The organism is Vibrio sp. 1CM24A, from assembly GCF_023161725.1.
In the GTDB taxonomy this organism is placed as follows: Bacteria; Pseudomonadota; Gammaproteobacteria; order Enterobacterales; family Vibrionaceae; genus Vibrio; species Vibrio coralliirubri.
The window spans coordinates 327,578-350,601 of record NZ_JALNTS010000005.1; the positions used below are offsets into that span (position 1 = coordinate 327,578).

The 23,024-nt window shown below is 45.9% G+C and carries 14 protein-coding genes; 8 read left to right on the forward strand and 6 right to left on the reverse strand.

The window, feature by feature from the left end; genetic code table 11:
- The first annotated feature begins 74 nt into the window (after positions 1-74).
- The 4 genes from mukF (at position 75) to fdhF (ending at position 11,213) form a co-directional block, all read left to right on the forward strand.
- Entirely contained in the window at positions 75-1,412 is a 1,338-nt protein-coding gene (gene mukF, locus MSG38_RS13455; protein ID WP_017055049.1) for a chromosome partition protein MukF, read from the forward strand.
- The gene (mukE, locus tag MSG38_RS13460; RefSeq protein WP_086969480.1) at positions 1,393-2,199 is read left to right on the forward strand and encodes a chromosome partition protein MukE; all 807 of its coding nucleotides are present in this window, start codon (positions 1,393-1,395) and stop codon (positions 2,197-2,199) included. Before mukF ends, mukE begins: the two co-directional genes overlap by 20 nt.
- Positions 2,196-6,656 carry a chromosome partition protein MukB gene (mukB, locus tag MSG38_RS13465; protein WP_086969482.1) on the forward strand — a complete coding sequence of 1,487 codons (4,461 nt, stop codon included), beginning with the start codon at positions 2,196-2,198 and terminating at the stop codon, positions 6,654-6,656. The genes mukE and mukB overlap by 4 nt, the downstream gene beginning before the upstream one ends.
- Positions 6,657-6,983: 327 nt before the next feature.
- Entirely contained in the window at positions 6,984-11,213 is a 4,230-nt protein-coding gene (fdhF, locus tag MSG38_RS13470; RefSeq protein WP_248401992.1) for a formate dehydrogenase subunit alpha, read from the forward strand.
- A gap of 130 nt (positions 11,214-11,343) precedes the next feature.
- On the opposite strand, the gene MSG38_RS13475 is transcribed toward fdhF, so the two are convergent.
- The 6 genes from MSG38_RS13475 to MSG38_RS13500 all read right to left on the reverse strand — a co-directional run bounded on the left by MSG38_RS13475 (position 11,344) and on the right by MSG38_RS13500 (position 17,815).
- On the reverse strand, positions 11,344-12,324 hold the full coding sequence (locus tag MSG38_RS13475) for an alpha-L-glutamate ligase-like protein (protein WP_029235462.1): 981 nt from the start codon (positions 12,322-12,324) through the stop codon (positions 11,344-11,346).
- Positions 12,325-12,327: 3 nt separating this feature from the next.
- Positions 12,328-13,833 carry an inactive transglutaminase family protein gene (locus tag MSG38_RS13480; RefSeq protein ID WP_029235905.1) on the reverse strand — a complete coding sequence of 502 codons (1,506 nt, stop codon included), beginning with the start codon at positions 13,831-13,833 and terminating at the stop codon, positions 12,328-12,330.
- A 17-nt stretch (positions 13,834-13,850) separates the two neighbouring features.
- Positions 13,851-14,591: an ATP-dependent zinc protease gene (locus MSG38_RS13485; RefSeq protein ID WP_048607309.1), complete on the reverse strand. Its 741-nt coding sequence runs from the start codon at positions 14,589-14,591 to the stop codon at positions 13,851-13,853.
- A gap of 313 nt (positions 14,592-14,904) precedes the next feature.
- Positions 14,905-15,876, reverse strand: a complete 972-nt coding sequence (gene cmoB / locus MSG38_RS13490; RefSeq protein WP_050621825.1) for a tRNA 5-methoxyuridine(34)/uridine 5-oxyacetic acid(34) synthase CmoB — start codon at positions 15,874-15,876, stop codon at positions 14,905-14,907.
- A gap of 186 nt (positions 15,877-16,062) precedes the next feature.
- Positions 16,063-16,791 carry a carboxy-S-adenosyl-L-methionine synthase CmoA gene (cmoA, locus tag MSG38_RS13495; RefSeq protein WP_017062083.1) on the reverse strand — a complete coding sequence of 243 codons (729 nt, stop codon included), beginning with the start codon at positions 16,789-16,791 and terminating at the stop codon, positions 16,063-16,065.
- A gap of 139 nt (positions 16,792-16,930) precedes the next feature.
- On the reverse strand, positions 16,931-17,815 hold the full coding sequence (locus MSG38_RS13500) for a DUF72 domain-containing protein (protein WP_248401993.1): 885 nt from the start codon (positions 17,813-17,815) through the stop codon (positions 16,931-16,933).
- Between the two features lie 301 nt (positions 17,816-18,116).
- Between MSG38_RS13500 and aspS the strand changes: the two genes are divergently transcribed.
- The 4 genes from aspS to ruvA all read left to right on the forward strand — a co-directional run bounded on the left by aspS (position 18,117) and on the right by ruvA (position 22,948).
- Complete coding sequence (gene aspS / locus MSG38_RS13505) at positions 18,117-19,895, forward strand: aspartate--tRNA ligase (protein WP_048607301.1); 1,779 nt, start codon at positions 18,117-18,119, stop codon at positions 19,893-19,895.
- A gap of 170 nt (positions 19,896-20,065) precedes the next feature.
- A complete protein-coding gene (gene ruvC, locus MSG38_RS13510; protein ID WP_004736470.1) occupies positions 20,066-20,587 on the forward strand; it encodes a crossover junction endodeoxyribonuclease RuvC in 522 nt (173 codons plus the stop codon).
- A 196-nt stretch (positions 20,588-20,783) separates the two neighbouring features.
- Positions 20,784-22,244, forward strand: coding sequence for a methyl-accepting chemotaxis protein (locus MSG38_RS13515; protein ID WP_248401994.1), 1,461 nt, complete (start codon positions 20,784-20,786; stop codon positions 22,242-22,244).
- A gap of 92 nt (positions 22,245-22,336) precedes the next feature.
- Positions 22,337-22,948 (forward strand): Holliday junction branch migration protein RuvA, encoded by a 612-nt coding sequence (gene ruvA, locus MSG38_RS13520; RefSeq protein WP_017062079.1) that lies wholly within the window; start codon positions 22,337-22,339, stop codon positions 22,946-22,948.
- Positions 22,949-23,024 lie beyond the last annotated feature (76 nt).

Here is a 23,024-nt window from a genome sequence, read left to right on the forward strand (position 1 = left end):
AAGCCCGCGTCATAAAGAAATAGGCGTCATATCTATTACATTCGATATGACGAAGAACAGTAACAGGAACCACAATGAGTGAAATGACTCAAACTGCCGAAGAGCAGCCAATTGATGAGTTGGTGGGCTGGGTCAAGCAGCATGATTTTTCATTAAACTTGCCACCAGAGCGCTTAGCATTTTTGATTGCTATCGCAGTACTAAGCAATGAAAGGTTCGATGAAGAGTTGGGCGAGGGTGAACTGCACGATGCATTTACCATCGTCACTCGACTGTTTGAAGATACTGGCGAAGCGTCTGCGTTTCGTGCCAACAATGCCATCAACGAGTTAGTTAAACAGAAGTTGATTAGCCGCTTTACCAGCGAAATCACCGATGGTGCGAGTATTTATCGCTTATCACCATTGGCGATTGGTATTTCAGATTATTATTTACGCCACCGTCAGTTCTCTAAGTTGAAACTGTCTATCCAGCTTTCTATGGTTGCGGACGAGATGGCAAAAGCCATTGAAGCTGCACAAAAAGGCGGAACTCCAGGGCATTGGAGAAAGAATGTTTACGGCGTGCTCAAGTATTCTGTTGGTGAAATTTTCGATCAGATTGATCTTAACCAACGTGTTATGGATGAGCAGCAGCAAACCGTTAAACAGCAAATTGCCGACCTTTTAAACAAGGATTGGCGAGAGGCGATTAACAACTGTGAAACCTTGCTTTCAGAAACCTCTTCCACGCTGAAAGAATTGCAAGACACCTTGCAAGCGGCGGGTGATGAACTGCAAACACAGATCCTCGATATTCAAGAAATTGTTTACGGTGACGATGAACTCGAGTTCGTTGGCGAAACCCTGTTCGGCTTGCAGATGAAGCTAGACCGAATCACCAGTTGGGGCCAACAAGCCATCGATTTATGGATCGGCTACGACCGCCATGTTCACAAGTTTATTCGTACCGCGATTGATATGGATAAAAACCGTGCCTTTAGCCAACGCTTGCGTCAGTCGGTTACCGACTACTTTGATGCGCCTTGGCTTTTGACCTACGCAGATGCTGAGAAGCTGACGGATCTTCGTGATGAAGCGCTCGTGCTTCGTGATGACGAAGTGATGGGACAAGCACCAATCGACGTAGAGTACGAAGAATTTGAGCAAGTGAATGACCTGCTTTCAGATCGAATTGCAGAGATGTTAAAAGCTCACAAACAGCAAGGCGCGCCAATTGATCTTGGCCTTGTGTTACGCGATTACCTCGCTGCACACCCTCGCACACACCATTTTGATTTAGCCAGAATTGTTGTCGACCAAGCCGTACGCTTAGGTTACTCAGAGTCTGACTATCAGGCTATTCAGCCAGATTGGCAGGCAATCAACGATTTCGGTGCAAAGGTACAAGCAAATGTCATTAACAAGTACTGATGATTACATGCCAGAGAAACTGGTAAAAGCGATAGCGAACCCACTGTTCCCTGCGCTAGATAGCATGCTGCGTTCAGGTAAGCATGTTTCAACAGAAGATTTAGATAACCACGCGTTGCTGTCTGATTTTGAAGTTGAGCTTCAGCATTTCTATCAACGCTACAATACGGAACTGGTAAAAGCGCCGGAAGGTTTCTTTTACTTGCGTCCGCGTTCTACGTCTCTGATTGGTCGTAGTGTGTTGTCTGAGCTCGACATGTTGGTTGGTAAGGTGTTGTGTTTCTTATACCTAAGCCCAGAACGTCTGGCTCATGAAGGTATCTTCACCAATCAAGAACTGTTTGATGAATTGATGTCGTTAGCGGATGAGAAAAAACTCATGAAGCTAGCAACCAACCGTGCGTCTGGTTCTGATTTAGATAAAGAAAAGCTCTTCGAAAAAGTACGCACTTCTTTACGTCGTTTACGCCGTATCGGCATGTTGATTGCGATTGGTGAAACTGGCAAGTTCCGTATCAGCGAAGCGGTATTCCGTTTTGGCGCCGACGTTCGTGTTGGCGACGATATGAAAGAAGCGCAATTACGTCTTATCCGTGATGGTGAAGCTGTGGTTCATACCCAAGAGCCTAACCAAGGTAGCTTGTTGAATGAAGAACAAGCGGAAGCTGTATCAGAAGTCGTTTCAGACGTAGACGAAAACGGTCAACAAGACATTTTTAACGATCAAGCTGACTTTGACCTTGAGTCAAACGATGGCAAACAAACAAAAGTAGAAGGTGAAGCATGATTGAAAGAGGTAAGTATCAATCATTAACCATGGTCAACTGGAACGGCTTCTTTGCGCGTACTTTTGATATTGATGGATTGGTTACAACACTTTCTGGCGGTAACGGTGCAGGTAAGTCGACCACAATGGCGGCATTCATCACAGCACTGATCCCTGACCAAAGCCTTCTGCATTTCCGTAACACAACGGAAGCGGGTAGCTCGCAGTCATCTCGTGATAAAGGCCTTTACGGTAAGCTTCAGCCAGGCGCATGTTATGCCGCGCTAGATGTTGTGAACTCTCGTAACCAACGCCTATTGTTTGCAGTAAAACTGCAGCAAGTCGCGGGTCGTGATAAGAAAGTCGACATCAAACCGTTCGTTATCCAAGGCCTTCCAAGCCATGTGAAACCAACGGATGTATTGATTCAGAATGTTTCAGACAGCCACGCACGTGTATGTCAGTTGAATGACGTGAAAGCGGCGGTAGCGCAATACGAAGGCGCACATTTCAAAGCCTTCTCTTCGATTGTTGATTACCACTCGCAGATGTTTGAATACGGTGTGGTACCGAAGAAACTGCGTAACAGCAGCGACCGTTCTAAGTTCTACCGTCTGATCGAAGCATCGCTTTACGGTGGTATCTCTAGTGCGATTACGCGCTCTCTGCGTGATTACCTTCTACCGCAAAATGGCGGTGTGAAGAAAGCATTCCAAGACATGGAATCAGCACTACGCGAAAACCGCATGACGCTAGAAGCAATCAAGACGACTCAGTCGGATCGTGACTTGTTCAAGCACTTGATCACTGAGTCTACGAACTACGTGGCAGCAGATTATATGCGCCATGCAAACGATCGTCGTAACAAGTTAGATCAAACCATGAAGTTCCGTGGTGAGCTGTTTGGTTCTCGTGAAACCTTGCTTGATCAAAACAATTTGTTGAATCGCGTTCAAGAAGAACTAGAACTACTTGTTGATCAAGAATCGGCTCTAGAGCAAGATTATCAAGCAGCTTCGGATCATCTTCAATTAGTTCAAACGGCACTTCGTCAGCAAGAGAAAATTGCTCGCTACAGCGAAGATCTAGAAGAGCTGAATGAGCGTCTAGAAGAGCAGATTATGGTGGTTGAAGAAGCTCAAGAACGAGTACTTCTTGCTGAAGAGCAGGCAACCATCACTGAAGAAGAAGTGGATAGCCTGAAAACTCAGCTTGCTGATTACCAACAAGCGTTGGATGTTCAGCAGACTCGTGCACTTCAATACCAGCAAGCGGTTCAAGCATTAGAGAAAACTAAGCAGTTGCTTGGTGATGAATCTATTACGGCAGAAAGCGCACTAACTCTGGTTTCAGAGCTAAAAGCACAAGAAGAATCAAGCACTCAAACGCTACTGTCGACGAAGCATAAACTAGACATGTCTTCTGCTGCTTCTGCACAGTTCGACAAAGCACTCGCTCTTGTTAAAAGTATTGTGGGTGACGTTGAACGTAAAGAAGCGTCTAGCAGCGCTAAACAAGCGTTAGAGAAAGGTCGTAACGCAAAACACGTTGTTGAAAATGAACAGCAGTGGCGTGCTCAGCACCGTGATATGGCTCGTGATGTGGCTCAGCAGCGTCAAGCAAAAGAGCTTGCGACTGAATACCAAAAGCAACACAACATCTCACTGACTGACGAAGCGGTTTTCGATGAAGAACGTGAACGTCACGCTATGCAGATCGAGTCTCTTGAGTACGCTCAAGAAGAGCTGCGTGAAGCGAAGAGTGAGCAACGTCGTGTAGAACAAAACCACGATCAAGAGATTCAAAAACTTGAGTCCATTGCTCCTGCGTGGATCACGGCAAACGATGCGCTTGAAGCACTAAGAGATCAAACCGACGCTGAGCTAGAAGATAGCCAAGCAGTAATGACTCAAATGCAGCAAGTGCTTGAAGATGAGAAATCTCAAGCGGTAGCAAAAGATCAGTTGGCAACGCGCCGAGCTGAACTTGAGCAAGAGATTGAGCGTTTAGCTTCGCCAGGTGGCTCTAACGATCCTCGTTTGAAAGGTCTGGCGGATACGCTTGGTGGCGTGTTGCTTTCTGAGATCTACGATGACATCACGATTGGTGATGCGCCGTACTTCAGTGCGATGTACGGCCCAGCTCGTCACGCAATTGTGGTTTCTGATCTTGATGGTATTAAAGAGAAGCTGGTGGATCTTGATGATTGTCCAGAAGACCTTTACATCCTAGAAGGCGATGTCGACGCGTTTGATGACAGTTCATTCAATGCCGATGAGCTTGAAGGCGCAGTATGTGTTCAGCTGAACGATCGCCAAATGCGTTACTCTCGTTTCCCTGAGATCCCACTGTTTGGCCGTGCGGCTCGTGAACAACGTCTAGAGAAATTGCGCGAAGAGCGTGACGTTGTTGTTGAGAACCACGCGAAAGCAGCGTTTGACTCTCAAAAGCTGAATCGCCTATATCAAGCATTCAACAGCTTTGTTGCGAAGCACCTGCACGTTGCGTTTAACGCAGACCCAGAACAAGCACTTGTTGCGATTCGTGATAAGCGTAATCAAATTGTTCGTTCTCTGGCTGAGCTTAACTCTAAAGAGCAGCAGCAACGTAGCCAGCTTCTACAAAGCAAGCAGGCACTCGGTGCGCTAGATAAATTAGCACCTATGGTTCGTATTTTAGAAGACGAAACATTGGCTGAGCGCTTAGCTGAATTAGAAGCGCAACTAGAGCGTTTAAGTGAAGCTAAGTCTTACTTGAATACGCACGGCAAATCGCTTACTTCTCTAGAGCAAATCGTATCTGCCCTAGACGCTGACCCAGAGCAGTTCGAAGCTTTGGAGGCCGAGTATCGTCAAGCCGACAGCGCTCTACAAACGCTAAAAGGCAAAGTGTTCGCACTGTCTGATCTGATTGAGCGTCGTCACTACTTTGCTTACGCGGATTCTGTTGATTTGCTTAACAAGAGCAGTGAACTGAGCGAGCAATTAAAAGCGAAACTGGTTCAAGCTGAACAAGCAAGAACCAAAGGCCGCGATGGTTTGAAGCAAGCTCGCGAACAGATGAACCAATACAACCAAGTATTGGCGGCACTGAAGAGCTCACATCAAGCGAAGCAAGAAACGGTTCAAGAGTTCAAACAAGAGCTACAAGAGTTTGGCGTAAATGCTGACGAAGGCGCTGAAGAGCGTGCTGTACGTCGTCGTGACGAGCTTCAAGAGCGTCTACATACATCTCGCAGCCGTAAGAGTGAATACGAGCGTACGATTACGTCAACAGAACTTGAGATGAAAGCCCTAGCTAAGCGTCTTAAGAAAGTTCAAAAAGAGTACACCGAGCTTCGTACTTTCGTTGTTGCAGCAAAAGCAGGCTGGTGTTCAGTACTTCGCTTAGCTCGTGAAAATGATGTTGAACGTCGTCTGCACAAGCGTGAACTGGCTTACCTAACGGCGGGCGAGCTTCGCTCTATGTCGGATAAATCACTGGGTGCGCTACGCCTGGCTGTGGCTGACAATGACGACCTACGTGACTCGCTGCGTCTATCGGAAGACAACGCACATCCAGAGCGTAAGGTTCTGTTCTACATTGCGGTTTACCAACACCTTCGTGAGCGTATTCGCCAAGACATCATTCATACGGATGATCCGGTTGAAGCAATCGAAGAGATGGAAGTTGAGCTAGCTCGTCTAACTGAAGAATTGACTCAACGTGAAAACCGCTTGGCGATCAGCTCTGAGTCGGTAGCAAGCATCATCAAGAAAACGATTCAGCGCGAGCAGAACCGTATTCGAATGCTGAACCAAGGGCTGTCTAACATCTACTTTGGTCAGGTTAAGGGCGTACGTCTGAACGTTAAGATTCGTGAAAGTCACGAGATCTTGCTATCAGGTCTAGCGACTCAGCAAGAGCAGCACAAAGACTTGTTTGAATCAACGCGCTTTACCTTCTCAGAAGCGATGGCGAAGTTGTTCCAACGTGTGAACCCGCATATCGACATGGGTCAACGTTCTCCGCAAGTTCTGGGTGAAGAGCTACTCGATTACCGTAACTACCTAGAGCTAAGTGTTGAAGTTAACCGTGGTTCAGACGGTTGGTTACAAGCAGAGTCTGGCGCACTGTCTACGGGTGAAGCGATCGGTACCGGTCAGTCTATCCTACTGATGGTTGTTCAAAGCTGGGAAGAGGAATCTCGTCGACTTCGTAGTAAAGACATTGTCCCATGTCGTTTGTTGTTCCTTGATGAAGCCGCACGTCTGGATGCGAAATCTATCTCTACCTTGTTCGAACTGTGTGACCGTTTAGGTATGCAACTTCTGATTGCAGCACCAGAGAACATCAGCCCAGAGAAAGGCACAACTTACAAACTGGTTCGTAAGGTCTTTAAAGATCACGAACACGTGCATGTTGTTGGCCTGCGCGGTTTTGCTCAAAACAAACCGGCATCTCCAGTTCAAGAGCTTATTGAAGAAGCTGAGCAATAACCTTGATAGCTGAGCTATAAGCTCGAAAGCGACTCAATGATATTTGTTCAAAGCCCCTAATCAATAGGGGCTTTTTTGTACCTTGAATCTAATTCCTTATTTCTTACTTCTACAGCAGAACCTCTCCCGCTTAATCCTCTCTTCGATACTGATAAGACCACTCATACCTTATGGTTATTATCAATGGAACTTGTTTGAGGTCACACGCACAAAACCACAAATAATGTATGGTAATGACATAGATTTAATAATATTAATAATATTGTATTACTTAAATTTTAATTATTGATAAATCGCGTGTGCGAAAGGTAAAGGTAGGACTTAGGTATGATTCAAATCGTTATTGATGGGAAATATCGAATCGTCGAGCAAGGACAAACCGTTCTTGAAGCGGCAAAAACATGTGGTTTGGAAATCCCATCTTTATGTGGTTTGAATAAAACAGCGGATAAAGTGCCGTGTGATTTGTGTGTCGTTGAAGTTGATGGCGTTGGTGTTACTCGCTCTTGTGAGCTTGAAGTATCTAATGGGCTGAATATTACCACTCAGTCAAAACAGCTAACGAACCATCGACAAGAAGCGTTGAATCGCATTATGACCGATCACTACGCTGACTGTGAGGCGCCATGCCAAACAGCCTGTCCTGCTGGGGTCGACATCCAATCTTACCTGCACCATATTGCTCAAAATGATCACATCAAAGCGATTGAAGTGATCAAAAAGACATTACCAATGCCGCTTTCAATTGGTCGTGTGTGTCCTGCTTTCTGTGAAACCGAATGTCGTCGTAACTTGGTTGATGAATCCATCGCGATTCGCCAACTCAAACGACACGCTGCCGACGCGGATTTAGCGGCTCAAGAGAGCTACATGCCAGCTAAGAAACCGAATAAAGGCAAGAGTATTGCAATTGTCGGTAGTGGCCCCGGTGGGCTTACCGCGGGTTATTACCTATCTAACGAAGGCTATGATGTCAGTGTCTATGAGTCGATGCCGCAAGCGGGTGGTTGGCTGCGTTACGGTATCCCTGAATATCGCTTACCTAAGTCGATTCTAGATAAAGAAATCGAGTTGATGTGTCGCAACGGAATGGTGGTTGAGTGCGGTAAAAAACTCGGTGTTGATTTTACACTGTCTGATTTAAGTAACGATTTTGATGCGGTTTGTTTAGCCGTTGGTGCATCGCAAGCGGTCGAGATGAATTACCCGGGTAGCGAACTCGGAGGTTGTTATTTGGGTGTCGATTATCTGAAAGATTACGTGACCGACCAGCAGTACGTCACTGGTAAAAAGGTTGCCGTGATCGGTGGCGGTAATACAGCGATTGACTGTGCTCGAACCGCAGTTCGTGATGGCGCGGATACTACGCTGATTTATCGTCGTACTCGAGATGAGATGCCAGCAGAAGATTACGAAATCGAAGAAGCTGAACATGAGGGTGTGAAGTTCCACTTCTTAACCAACCCTGCAGAAAACATAGCCGATGAAAATGGTCATGTATCAGAAATACGATTAGAACGAATGGCTTTGGGTCCTGCTGATGCTTCAGGCCGCCGCAGCCCTAAACCAACTGGCGAGTTCTTTGTTGAAGCGTTTGATACGGTTATTGCTGCCGTGTCGCAAAAGCCTGATCTGAGCTTTATGGACAATGAAGCGATTGATATTCCTCTTACTCGTTGGAATACCGCAGATGCTGATCCACAAACCATGCATACCGGAACCGGAAATATTTTCAGTATTGGTGATTTCCGACGCGGCCCTGCAACTGCAGTCGAAGCGGTGGGTGATGGGCGTATTGCTGCACAAGCGATCGATCGCTTCTTCCATGGTGATATGGACAATATTCCGGCTAAACCGTTTAACTCAAGAAAGCACAAACAGCTCAAAGCGGTGGATCCTGAGCAATATCAGTCGATACAACGCATGGCTCGTAAGATCATGCCTGAACTAACGCCCGAGCAGCGTGAACAAAGCTTCGATGAAGTAGAAACAGGGTTTGATAATGCAGATGCCATTGCTGAAGCTGCAAGATGTTTAGAGTGTGGCTGCCAAGCCAATACCGATTGCGACCTACGAGACTACTCGACCGAATACCAAGCAACGCAAACCCATCCAGAATACAAAATCGATGTGGCTTCGAATGAGAGTTGGCAGGCGATTCGTGCTGAAGAAGCGAAGGTCGGGTTAACAAGACAAAAATTTTCGGTCGATGACAGTTCTGAGTTCATTATCTTTGACGCCAACCGCTGTATCAGTTGTGGCCAGTGTATCCAAGCGTGTCGAGAACAGAATGTTCATGGCGTTCTAAGCTTCATGAATCAATCAGATGGCAAGCCTGCATCAAGACCTGAATGTCGTCCTAACTTTGGGGCAGATAAGACCTTAATGGGCGACTCAAACTGCGTTCAATGTGGATCGTGTATTCAGGCGTGTCCAACGGGTGCAATGGTCGATGCTCGTGATAGAAAGCAGGGAGACACAGACGTACTCAAGAAAGTCGATACCATCTGCACTTATTGCGGTGTCGGCTGTAAGCTAACCATGCATATCGATGAGCAGAAAAACAAAATCCGCTATATCGAAGGCGGAGACTCTCCGGTTAATGAAGGCATGTTGTGTGTTAAGGGACGATTTGGCTTCGATTTTGTGGGCAGCGATGCGCGTTTAACCACACCATTAATTCGTAAAGATGGCTGGTTGCAACCTGCAAGTTGGGATGAGGCAGTTAAGCTTATTGCCGAGAAGTTTACTGCGATTAAGCAGGGCTTTGGCAGTAACGCTTTAGCGGGGTTCTCGTCGGCGAAAACCACCAATGAAGATAACTATGCCTTCCAAAAATTCATACGTCGTGAACTCGGTACCAATAACGTCGATCACTGTGCGCGCCTTTGTCACGCATCTACTGTTACTGGTTTAGAGGCTTCGCTAGGTAGCGGGGCGATGACCAATGATATTCCAAGCATCAAGCACTCAGATGTGATCTTTATTATTGGCTCCGACACCACGTCAGCACACCCAATTATTGGCTCGCATATCAAGCAAGCTGTGAGACATGGTGGAGCGAGATTGATCGTTGCCGATCCAAAACGAATCGATATTGCTGACCATGCTGAACTTTATTTAGCGCACCGACCGGGTACTGATGTAATGTTGATCAATGGTGTGATGCAGCAAATCATCAAACACGGTTGGTATGACCAAGAATATATCGAAGACCGTGTGGATGGCTTTGATACCTTGCTTCAAGAGGTCATGTCACCAAGTTATTCGCTAGACAAAGTGGAGCTGGTAACTGGCGTTAAAGCCGAAGATATTTTTGCGATGGCGCGATTGATTGGTACTGCAGAACGAACAGCGGTGTACTACTCGATGGGAATTACGCAACACACTACTGGTCACGATAATGTTCGCTCTATCGCTAACCTACAGCTCTTGTGTGGCAACATCGGAATTGAAGGCGGCGGTATCAACCCATTACGTGGTCAATCCAATGTTCAGGGTGCGTGTGACATGGGTGCATTGCCAAACAACCTCCCGGGTTATCAGAAAGTGTATAACCCAATGGTTCGTCAAAAATTCGCGATGGAGTGGGGCGTTTCTGACCTACCGGCTGAAACCGGCTTAACGTTGACCGAAATTATTGATGGGGCGTGTCATCGAGATGTTCGTGGTCTGTACGTAATGGGCGAGAACCCAGTGCTCAGTGACCCGAACCAAGCGCATGTGATTGAAGGTCTTGAAGCGTTAGATTTCCTAGTGGTTCAAGATATTTTCTTAACCGAAACCGCTCAATATGCCGATGTGGTGCTGCCGTCTTGCTCGTTTGCTGAGAAGTCTGGTCACTTTACTAATACTGAGCGTCGTGTTCAGCGTATTAATCCTGCGGTATTGCCTCCAGGTGAAGCGAAAGAAGATTGGGTGATTATCCAAATGTTGGCCAACGCAATGGGCGGTAATTGGGAATATGGCTCGGTTGCTGATATCACCAATGAGATAGCACGTGTCACGCCACAGTATGGTGGTTTACGTTGGGAGAACATTACGGCCAACGGCGTGCAATGGCCAAGTAATAAGAACAACCCTGATGGCACACGTATCATGCACCAGACCCAATTTACGCGTGGGCGTGGTCAAATGGAGGCGATTCCGTTTAGATACGCTGCTGAGCTACCGGATGCGGAATACCCGTTAGTATTAACGACAGGCCGCATTCTAGAACAGTTCCACACCGGAACCATGACACGTAAAACCAAAGGGTTGGATAACTTAGCAGGGCCGCGTGCTATGGTGAGTGTTCATGATGCTGAAGCGTTAGGTATCTCAAATGGTCAGATGCTTAAAGTATCAACGCGTCGTGGTGAAATAGAAATCGCGGCGTTTGTGACTAAACGAATGCAAAAGGGCGTGGTATTTATTCCATTCCATTTCGTTGAATCACCGGTTAACCGCTTGACCACCACAGCGACCGATCCACACGCGAAGATCCCTGAATTTAAGGTGGCGGCTGTGCGTATTGATCCTATTCGTGAGCCTGAAAATGAAGTAACAGAGGCTTAGTCATATTAACTAGGTAAAAGACGGCAGACATTAAAAAACCGCGTAACTCTCAGAGTTATGCGGCTTTTTTATCGAGCTAGATTCAGTATGAATTACTTACTGAGTCGTTTCGCTTTTAATATAGATGAGCTTAGTTTGGAACAATTTCGCTGCCGTGAACACCAAATTGCTTAGCAGCGTAGGCAACGCGCTCGGCTGGTTTTGGATATTCAGCGGGTGTGCCCAGGTTTTCAATATGATGCAAGCGAGGTAATAAACCTGCGCCGTTTGCAATCTGTATTGCTAATCCAGGACGAGCGTTTAGCTCCAGTACCATTGGGCCTTCTTCTTGGTCTAAAACCATGTCCGTACCCATGTAACCAAGGCCTGTCATTTCCCAAGCACTTGATGCAAGAGTTAGCAGCTTTTCCCAATGGGGTACTTGTAGTAGCGCCAACTCTTTACCCGTATCTGGGTGGTGGGTCACTGGGTGGTCGAATTGAACCGCACGAACAGCTTTACCCGTAGCGATACAAATACCTACGCCCACAGCACCTTGGTGCAAGTTAGCTTTACCATCAGAAGCTGAAGTCGATAGACGCATCATCGCCATTACAGGGTATCCCTTGAATACAATGATTCGTACATCTGGCACACCCTCGTAACTGAAGCCGTCAAAACACTCGTCAAACTTGATGAGGTTCTCAACTACAGCGACATCGTTCTTACCACCGAGTGAGAAAAGCCCCGCGAGAGCGTTACTGATGTGACGCTCTACGTCTTCTTCATTGATAGTCGAACCTGATGGCTTGGTGTAAACGCCGTCCTTGTGAGAAGTCACAACAAGGATACCTTTACCACCACTGCCTTGAGCAGGCTTGATTACGAAACCCGGCCACTCTTTTACCATCTTATGGATTGTTTTTACTTCAGCTTGATGACCAATCACGCCAATCAGTTTTGGTACAGTAGCACCAGCCTGTTCAGCAATGATCTTCGTCTTAAGCTTGTCATCAACGAGTGGATACTTGGAACGATCATTGTAGCGACCAATATAACTATGGTTACGCTTGTTCATTCCCATTATGCCTTTGTCTTTCAACCTAAACGGTGAAGTAAACTGATCAAACATAACTTAGTCCTCCGCTAGCGGTTTAAAGCGACGAAGCTCGGTTAGACGGTATCCTGTGTAGTTACCTAGTAGCAAGATGGTCGCTAGAATAACAAGTTGTAAACCAATAAAGTTAAACGTTAAGTGCTGAATGAACGGGTTAGTCATGCCTAAGTAAACAAGAACCGCAGTGAATAGAGAACCACCACCTTGTAGCATTACTTCTTTCGCGCCTTCTTCTTCCCATAGGATAGACATACGTTCGATAGTCCAAGACAGGATAATCATTGGGAAGAACGTAATAGATAGACCTTCAGTCAGACCCACTTTGAACGCGACCACAGTAAACACAGAGATAATCATGATTACCGTGATGATTACGGCGGATATCCTGGCTACCAAGAGCAAGTTGAGTTTGGACAAGTAACTTCGAATAATCAGACCTGTACCTACAATAAGTAGGAAGCCAACAATACCCGTTACCAGTTGTGTTTGTACAAAGGCTACCGCAATCAGTACTGGCATGAACGTACCAGACGTTTTCAGACCGATAATGACACGTAGGAACACAACAATTAGAGCACCGATAGGAATCAGCATGATGGTTTTAAACATCGCTTGCTCTTCTAACGGTAGGCTGTGAATTGAAAGGTTTAACAGTTGATCAGCTGAGACTTTACTATTGGTTGCTTCCGTTGGTGAAACCTCTTGAGCAATCATAGAGAAGTGAACTTTACTGTTCTGACCGCCAACAACATCCAGTAGAGAAACGTTTGATTCATCCCAAATCAGCAGGTTTGGTTGAACTTGTTGTTCGCTTGATTCAGGAGAGAATAGAACCCACTCGTCGTTATCCCAGATCTGAATCATGTTTTGAATCGACTGACGACGACGACCATCTTCTAGCTCGATAACACCAACCACTTTGTTGTGTATTTTCGCCGCTGAAAGTAGCTTGTGTGTCGCTTCCACTTTGGTCATGTTGTTCAGAATCAGCGCTGAGTTTTGGCTGTCTGGATCATTAAGTGTTTTGATGAGCTCACGGGTAAAAGTGATATTGTCTGCAGAACGTTTTGTCGCTCTATCAATCAATGCAAGAGAAGCCGCTTCTTCAGGGCCGTCGAAGCTTGGTTGAGAGACTTCACCTTCTGGTGCGATAGCATCAACTTTTGCTTGGTTGTCGACTAGGAATTGTGTTTTGTAGTAGATGGTTTGAGGGCCATCTGCGTATCGAATAGACCACTCTGCGCGGCGACCTGATTCAGTATTCAAGTAAGAGATACCGTAACCTGGCGATGAAGCCGATTCGCCGATAAGTGTGTAGTTAGACTGAGTATGAGGAGCTGCTAAGGAAACTTTTGCTTCTTTGCCTACTGCGTTGAACTCGATGCGAGCTTCAACGTCCCAAACCTGTCTGGTTTCCCCTGGGGTCCAAGGTACACCGTAGGTCGTATGTCTGAACATACTCAGTGTTATACCTGCCACGATAAGCAGGAATATAGAGATATAAAATGGAATTCTTGACGTCATAGCTTACCCTACTATTGTTATTTAACTTCCGTTTGTACGTACTTTTTACTTACATCTACTAGCGCTATGTCTTTGATAAATTCGCGCCCTAGTAATACAGGGTGACTCATTTGAGAGCGATCCGCCAATGTAAATTGCGCTTTTTCATGGATTTTTCCAACTTTCACCCATAATTCGATCACAGCTCGACGTTCTGCTTGATCATTGGTTGATTGACGGATTTTTACATAACGTACAACAGGCGCTTCAATCCATTTCTGGTCTTCTTCAGCTTGGGCTTTGTCGTCTAGGTGAAATTTAACCCAGTTCTTGCCGTTACGTTCGAATTCTTTGATATCGACAGCGTTTAAAGAAGAGGTGGTTGCGCCAGTATCTACACGTGCATCAAAGCTTTGCTTGATAGAGTCGATAGACACTTTTTCGATGCCGCCAAGGATAGTCGGTTGTGATATAGGAGCGATAGGAGCAACGGCAACAGCGACAGGTTCTTCTTCCTCTAGCTCTTCGATAACCTTGTGTTCCATGCTCGTTAGATGGGTATCTAATTGATTAGAAAGGGTAGTGATTTCGTCTTCTAAGCTTTCAATATAGTCACTTTGATTGCTTAGTTGCAGTTCAAGATTTTGAACCTTATTTGCGATGTTTGTCTCTGAGCGGGAAATAGCGTCGAGAGTTTCTTGGTGGTAGGTAGCACCGTTCGTGAGGGTACAACCAGAGAGCAAACCAACCGCCACAATAGGCGATAATCGCTTAAACATAAAAAAAACCTTTGAGAATTAGAGAATAGTTCAGACTATTTAAAAGTTTAGCCCACAAAAAAGGATGCGTGAAGCATCCTATTGTAAGAGTCTGGTCATATTGAATCGCAATGTGAGCGCTACGCCAATTATTGCTATTTGAAATAGCTCACTTATTAAACATAAGTCAATTTTTGTTCAATTCGTGAGCTCAGGAAGCAAAGTTCACCGCGAAATTAACGGTGGCTTTTTGACCATGCAAGCAATTGTTGTGCTGCCTTAATAGGCTTGTGCTTTATTTACTCAATATGCCACTGCTTTGTGGGCAGTAAATCTATGGTTTTGTTGCTACCAGAATCGCACGTCTCGGTGCAGGGTGACCTTCAACCGTTTTACTTGGATCGTTCGGATCGAGGTAATCTGGAAGAGAGTTGTGTGTCATCCATTCTGTGGTGCGTTGTTCACCAATTGTCGTGACATTTTCGTCAACGATTCGTACGTCTTCAAAACCAACTTGTTCTAGCCAGCGTTTCAGTGCGCGAGCTGAAGGGAAGAAGTAGACGTTTCTCATTTGCGCGTAACGGTCAACAGGAACCAGTACCGCATTTTCGTCGCCTTCGATAACCAAGGTTTCAAGAACCAGTTCACCGCCAGACAGCAATTGGTCTTTTAGTTGAATCAAGTGGTCCAGTGGTGAACGACGATGGTAAAGCACGCCCATGCTGAATACCGTGTCGTAGGCTTCTAGTTTTGGCAGCTGCTCGATACCTAGAGGTAAAAGGTGAGCTCGTTGGTCATCACCCATCAACTTACGAATCGCTTCAAACTGAACCAAGAATAGGTGAGAAGGATCGATACCAACCGTTAAGCGAGCACCTTCACCCAGCATGCGCCACATGTGGTAACCATTGCCACAACCTACATCGAGAACCGAACGGTTTTTTAATGGAGAGATATGTGGAAGCACACGATCCCATTTCCAGTCACTGCGCCATTCAGTATCGATATGAATATCGTGAACCGTGTAAGGGCCCTTTCTCCATGGGTGGAACGTCTTTAATAGGCTTTCTAACTTTTTAAGCTCGCCAGTGTGAAACGGTGTTGAGCTACCAATCGTTACTGAGTTTTTCAGGTCAACTTGGTCTGGCACACCTTGTGGAATCTTGTTTAGTGCACGTAGCCAGCGGTCAAAGTCACCGTGCTCTGCATTTTGCCAATCGGTCAGTTGCTGTGGCAGGACATTTAGCCACGGCTGAAGGCGAGTATCTTGGGCAATAAGTTGATAAAAATTGGCAAAATTAAACATAGGTTTTCACTGAGTTGGTGGTGTGGAAATTAAATTTGTCACTCGATTAAGAGTGTGGACAAACATGCTAGGGAATCTCGTTTATCGTATTTGATAAGAGATCCCCAACTCGCTCGTTCCTCGCTCTTGAGGATGACATTTTAGTACGTGCTAACGGTGTCGCGACGGTTACGTAATCTAAAGTGTTTACTTTATCGCGAACATTGAACCAAAGTTGAAACATTGGAACCAGACTTCGCTGCTTGAGAAGCCAATCTTATCAAATCGCTCTCTGTGAACAGGGATCGAATCTGGGCGCATAACGTTTTCAATTGCGCTGCGTTTCTGACTTACTTCTAGCTCGCTGTAGCCGTTAGCACGTTTGAAATCATGGTGCAGGTCGATAAGCAGTTCATTTGAGCTTTCATCTTCGAATACGTATTTTTCTGACAGTATTAAGATCCCGCCTGGGCGCAAGCCAGCATGAATTTTCTCAAGCAGAGCGTATCGGTCGTCCGGAGAAAGAAATTGCAGCGTAAAGTTAAGTACCACAACAGAAGCGTCTTTGATTTCGACTTCACGGATGTCGGCTTCAATCACTTCTACCGGTGTGTCACTGCGGTAAGCATTAACGTGCAATTTGCAGCGCTCAACCATGGCTTCTGAATTATCGATAGCGAAAATCGTGCAGCCTTCTTGCTGAATGTGACGACGCATAGAAAGTGTTGCAGCACCAAGCGAGCAGCCAAGGTCGTAAATATTTGAGTGTGGCTTTACAAAGCGCTCAGCCAGCATGCCGATTGCAGAGATGATATTGCTATAGCCAGGCACCGAACGTTGAATCATATCCGGAAATACTTCAGCAACCCTTGCATCAAAGGTGAAGTCTCCAATTTTATCAATAGGAGCGGAAAAGATATTGTCTGTGTTGCTCATGGCATTTTCTCTCGACAGTCAGCGTAATTGGCACAAAATTCGTACCAAATAAAAGGGGACGTATTTTACGTAAAAAAAGCGCCACTGTCACGAAAACTGAGATTTAGCTCAAGGTTCGATGTTACTCATAGATGATGGGTTAAAACATCGAGATTTGATGGTTGCCTTTTTGAGCCGGAAACTGAGCCAGATCGGGCAGTAATAATGATGTATTTTCAGACACTTGCTTTTGTAGCCTCTTATAAATAGCAATCGCAAGTTCAGGTGCATGGTTATTGTCTGGGGTGTGGATCATTAAATAGGGCTGCTTGCCTTCATTAAGCCAGTTTGGAATTTTGGCAAACCAAGGCTTAAAAAACTCAATGTTAGGTTCTTGGTCTGGGTGGCCAATAAATCGAATCATTGGGTTATTGGCGGTCGCAATTGCATGAACAGGAACACGCGGTTTTTTCTGATGCGCATCGATCACCGCTTCTGTGGTGGGTGGCGCAGAGAAAACGGGGCGGCTGTCCATAATGATGCGATTGATGCCTTCTTCAACCAACCATTGGTTGAAGCGTTTTTCCGCATCGCCCTTATCAAAGAAACCCAAGTGTCGAACTTCGACGCCAAGCTTCATATCTTTTGGGAACAAGGTGCAAAACTTTTGTAGGGCAGGCAGCATGCTGGGCTCAAAACTGTGCGGCAGCTGAATCGTCCATTGGCCAATGCGGTCGTGCAGTGGCGACATGGTCATCAAGAACTCTTTGAGCTCTGCTTGGCAGTGTCTGAGTTGCTGCTGGTGGGTGATGAATTTGGGCAATTTGAAGGTGAACTTGAAATCATCGTGACTGGCGGCTTTCCAATTATGAACGGTAGACATACTTGGCGTCGCGTAAAAGGTCGTGTTGCCTTCAACGGTATGAAAAACTTGGGTGTATTTTTCTAGGCGTTCCGCAGGCTTTGTTCCCTTACCATAGAACTGACTTTGCCACTCAGAGTGAGACCACATGGTTAATCCAAGTCTTAAAGGTAAAGTGTCCATTGTTTTTGCACCATTAGTCATCACATTACTGCTTTTAATCGAAATGAAAATCAACTGTACGAGAGTTTTGCTGATTAAGGTACTTTCGAGATATAATTATCGCAATTTTTTCGGTTTTGATGAATCTTTGCGCACTTGGTGGGCTAAAAAGCAGCAAAGCCAGATAAAACACAATAAATTCGAATGTGGAAGGTCGATTTTAAGCGAGTTTCCGCGTATAAATGTTTCTTTGCTCTGTTGTGTGGAATGACCACTGACAGCTTGGAAATTAGTAAATAATTAAGAGATTGGGAAATTCATTATGCGTACCCATTACTGTGGTAACCTGAACAAGTCCCTGGCGGGACAAACTGTAGAATTGTGCGGCTGGGTAAACCGTCGCCGTGATTTAGGCGGTCTTATCTTTATTGATATGCGTGATCGTGAAGGCATCGTTCAGGTTGTTGTCGATCCAGATATGAAAGATATCTTCCCGATCGCTAACCAACTGCGTAATGAATTCTGTATCAAATTTACTGGTGAAGTACGTGTTCGTCCTGACAGCCAAGTAAATAAAGACATGGCTACTGGTGAAGTAGAACTTTACGCGACGGGTCTAGAGATCATCAACCGTTCAGAAGCGCTTCCATTAGACTTCAACCAAACGAACTCTGAAGAGCAGCGTCTTAAGTACCGTTACATCGATCTTCGTCGTCCAGAAATGAGCGACCGTATCAAGCTTCGTGCACGCGCTTCTAGCTTCGTTCGTCGTTTCCTAGATGAGAACCTATTCCTAGACATCGAAACGCCAGTACTAACGAAAGCGACACCAGAAGGTGCTCGTGACTACCTAGTACCAAGCCGTGTTCACAAAGGTAGCTTCTACGCACTTCCTCAATCTCCTCAGCTGTTCAAGCAACTGCTGATGATGTCTGGTTTTGACCGTTACTACCAAATCGTTAAATGTTTCCGTGATGAAGATTTACGTGCTGACCGTCAGCCTGAATTTACTCAAATCGATATCGAAACATCTTTCATGACTTCTCAAGAAGTACGTAACGTGACTGAGAAGCTTGTTCACGATATGTGGAAAGAACTTCTAGATGTTGAACTAGGTCAATTCCCAGTAATGCCTTTCTCTGAAGCGATTCGTCGTTTCGGTTCTGATAAGCCAGATCTACGTAACCCACTAGAGCTAGTTGACGTTGCTGACTTGGTTAAAGACGTTGAGTTCAAAGTATTCTCTGGCCCAGCTAACGACGAAAAAGGTCGCGTAGCGGTTATCCGTGTTCCAGGTGGTGCTAAGCTAACTCGTAAGCAAATCGACGGTTACGCTGAACACGTAAACATCTACGGCGCGAAAGGCCTAGCTTGGATGAAGGTTAACGACCGTGCTGCAGGCATGGAAGGTATTCAATCTCCAGTTGCTAAATTCCTAAGCGAAGACGTAATCAACGGTATTCTAGATCGCACTCAAGCTGAATCTGGCGATATCATTCTGTTCGGCGCAGACAAAGCGGGCATCGTTGCTGAAGCAATGGGCGCACTTCGTCTTAAACTAGGTACTGATCTAGAGCTAACAGACACATCCGTATGGGCTCCACTATGGGTTGTTGACTTCCCAATGTTCGAAGAAGACGGCGAAGGTAACCTACACGCAATGCACCACCCATTCACATCACCATTAGGTGTGAACGCGGAAGAGCTTAAAGCGAACCCAGCAGCAGCAAATTCTGATGCATACGACATGGTAATCAACGGCTACGAAGTAGGCGGCGGTTCTGTACGTATTCACAACGCAGAAATGCAAACGGCGGTATTCGGTATCCTAGGTATCGAAGCACAAGAGCAACAAGAGAAGTTCGGCTTCCTACTTGAAGCACTTAAGTACGGTACGCCACCTCACGCAGGTCTAGCATTCGGTCTTGACCGTTTAGCAATGCTGCTTTGTGGTACTGAGAACATCCGTGACGTTATCGCATTCCCGAAAACAACAGCTGCAGCATGTCTACTAACAGACGCGCCAAGCCTAGCGAACCCAGCATCACTGGAAGAGCTAGCAATCGCAGTTAAATTGGCAGAGAAAAAAGAGCAAGCGTAAGCCTGTTATCTTTTTTGTTGATGAAGAGCTCCTACTTGATAGAGAGCTCTTAATTAATTAGCCGAGACTTGCCAGTAAATTAGAAAATGCCCGTTAATTTGACGGGCATTTTTTTTTGCGTTCGATATACTAAGCTCATAAAGCATGTATAAATAATCAGTATTGAAGTTATGTCTATTATCTTAGGGATTGACCCTGGTTCGCGTATTACCGGCTATGGCGTGATTCGTCAAAATGGTCGCCATCTATATTACTTAGGTAGCGGTTGTATTCGCACCTCTGAAAAAGAACTGCCGGGCCGACTTAAACAAATCTACGCCGGTGTGAGCGAAATCATCACTCAGTTTCAGCCGGATGTGTTTGCGATAGAGCAGGTCTTCATGGCAAAGAATGCAGATTCTGCACTTAAGCTGGGACAAGCTCGTGGAAGTGCGATTGTAGCAGCAGTGAATGCTGATTTGCCTGTACATGAATATGCGGCTCGTTTGATCAAACAAGCGGTGACAGGCAATGGTGGTGCTGATAAGTCGATGGTTCAGAACATGGTGATGAGCATGCTCAAGTTACCGGCTAAACCACAGGCCGATGCCGCCGATGCTCTAGGCGTAGCGATCACTCACGCCAACACCAATAAAACCTTGGTAGCTCTTGCTGGTAAAGCGACAGGCGCGAGAAAAGGGCGCTACCGTTAATCCCACCCCTCTATTTTCTAAAAGCTTGCATTACATGAGCCTGACACCTCGTTTGGCTCATATCAAAACAATACGCACCTAAATCCTTGATGAAATGAGATCTTTCGAACAGAACCCAGATAATAACATTGCGTATCATTTAACATGTTATTAACATTGGTCGGAGGTCTTACAAGTTAATCAAGGATGATCACTGATGAACCCAATCAAGCTGTGGCGCGCGCTGTTTCTACCCAAAAGTAACGGATGGAATAGCAACGAAGTCAGACAAGCGGATATCTTATTACTCTTCACTTTTATCGCATTCTTCGTGGGTGTCTACAGCCTCATCAAGTGGACTAAGCATGAAGAGCAACTGCTGGTTGCCACTTCCGTATTTCTTATCGTCTTTGAATTAGTTTCAGCGCTTTTATTACGCATTACCCGAAAGCCTAGCTTGGCATTGAACTTTGGCTTTGTCGGCATGGCGGTGCACGCCCTGAATATCATTTACCAAAGCGGTGGCGTGGTTGAGTCTACCCAGGCTTATTGGGTGCCGTTGTTAGTGGTTGCTTTTTTCCTGTCAGGAACTCGAATTGTCGCCCTTGTATGGAGTGGGTTAGTGATTGGCGTTTCATTGGTGATGACTTCAGCTCATCTTGATGGCTTTGAATTTCCGCAGTTAGTACTTACTCCGGAAGCGTTAGTGGTTGAGACGTGGTCTGGTGTAATCATGCCGCTGGTGGTGATTTGCATTGCTCAAGCCTTTACCGCTAAGCAAAAAGAGGTGGCGATTGAAATGGCAGAAGGTGCGATTTCGGAAAGCCAACAGATTGCCAATCAAGCGACGCAAAGCGAAGGTCGACTTTCCATTGTCCTTGACCAAGCCAACTCAAACTCTGAAAGCTTACAGGGCGTATCTGTCCATTTAGACCAGCAGTCTCAAGACCTACATGCTCAAGTTGAAGTGTTGAACATCAATTGCGAATCTCAGGCGAGTGCAGCAGAACAGATGAGCCAACAACTGCATCAAATGACTCAAGGCATCGAAGAATCCAATTCATTCGTGGGTGAGTTAAAAGAGCGCAGTGAAGCGGTCGGAACCAAAGCGCAGAAGAGCTCAGAATCACTAGAAGCCTCAACCAGTGCAATCAGCCAGATAATTCAAAGTAATCAAGAAATCATGAAAGTCGCGGACTTGATTACCTCGGTTGCCGAGCAAACCAACCTATTAGCACTCAATGCAGCAATAGAAGCAGCACGCGCCGGGGAGCAAGGACGAGGCTTTGCTGTCGTCGCTGACCAAGTGAGAGAGCTGTCGGCGAAAAGCAGCCACTCCGCGATAGAAATTCGAACCTTATTAGACCGAAGTAAAGAAGAAGTGGAGCATGGCAGAGCCATCATTGAAACCACGGCCAATGAAATGAACGGCATTATCTCCGAGGTTCAAACCATCTCGACCGACGTTAACCAACTGACTAATATTATGGCGATGCAGATGAGCTCATTGAAAGAGCTCGACCTTGCCAGTTCAGAAGTGGCACAGAGCGTTGCAGAAACCAAATCCGTGTCAGGTTTAGTCGCTAATTATGGTTCTGAACTGACCGGGCATGTCACCTCAGTAAAAGAACTGGTCGAAAGCTTAAACAGCGTGGTTTCCCAAGCTAAGCAAGCTTAAATAAATCATCCTAATAAACACAAAGAACTGGATAAGCATCCAGTTCTTTTATATTCTGTCCCTCAAATTATATTCCATCAAGAGAGTGAATTGTGATCGGACGTCTACGCGGTACATTAATAGAAAAACAGCCACCAGAGTTATTAATTGAAGTGAGTGGCGTTGGCTATGAAGTTCAAATGCCAATGAGCTGTTTTTATGAATTACCAAACGTGGGCGAAGAGGCAATTATCTACACTCACTTTGTTGTTCGTGAAGATGCACAACTGCTTTACGGCTTCAACACAGTAAAAGAACGCGCGCTGTTCCGTGAAGTAATCAAAGCGAACGGTGTGGGCCCTAAGTTAGGCCTTGGCATCCTTTCAGGTATGACGGCTAGCCAGTTTGTTCAGAGTGTTGAACGTGAAGACATCTCGACGCTGGTTAAACTTCCGGGTGTGGGTAAGAAAACAGCTGAACGTCTGGTTGTTGAAATGAAAGACCGCCTAAAAGGGTGGGGCGCAGGTGACCTGTTTACTCCAGCGACGGATGCAGCTCCGATTGATTCTATGCCAACCGTTCATGACGCTGAAGAAGAAGCGGTAAGTGCACTACTTGCATTAGGCTACAAGCCGACTCAAGCTTCTAAGGTGGTTTCTCAAGTGGCTAAAGATGGCATGACCAGCGAACAGTTGATTCGCGAAGCTCTGAAATCGATGGTTTAATACCCAATATACTTGTTCGACAAAATAGACTCATTCACTTTGCCTTTACACAGAGTCAAGAAGCGCAGAGTCAACA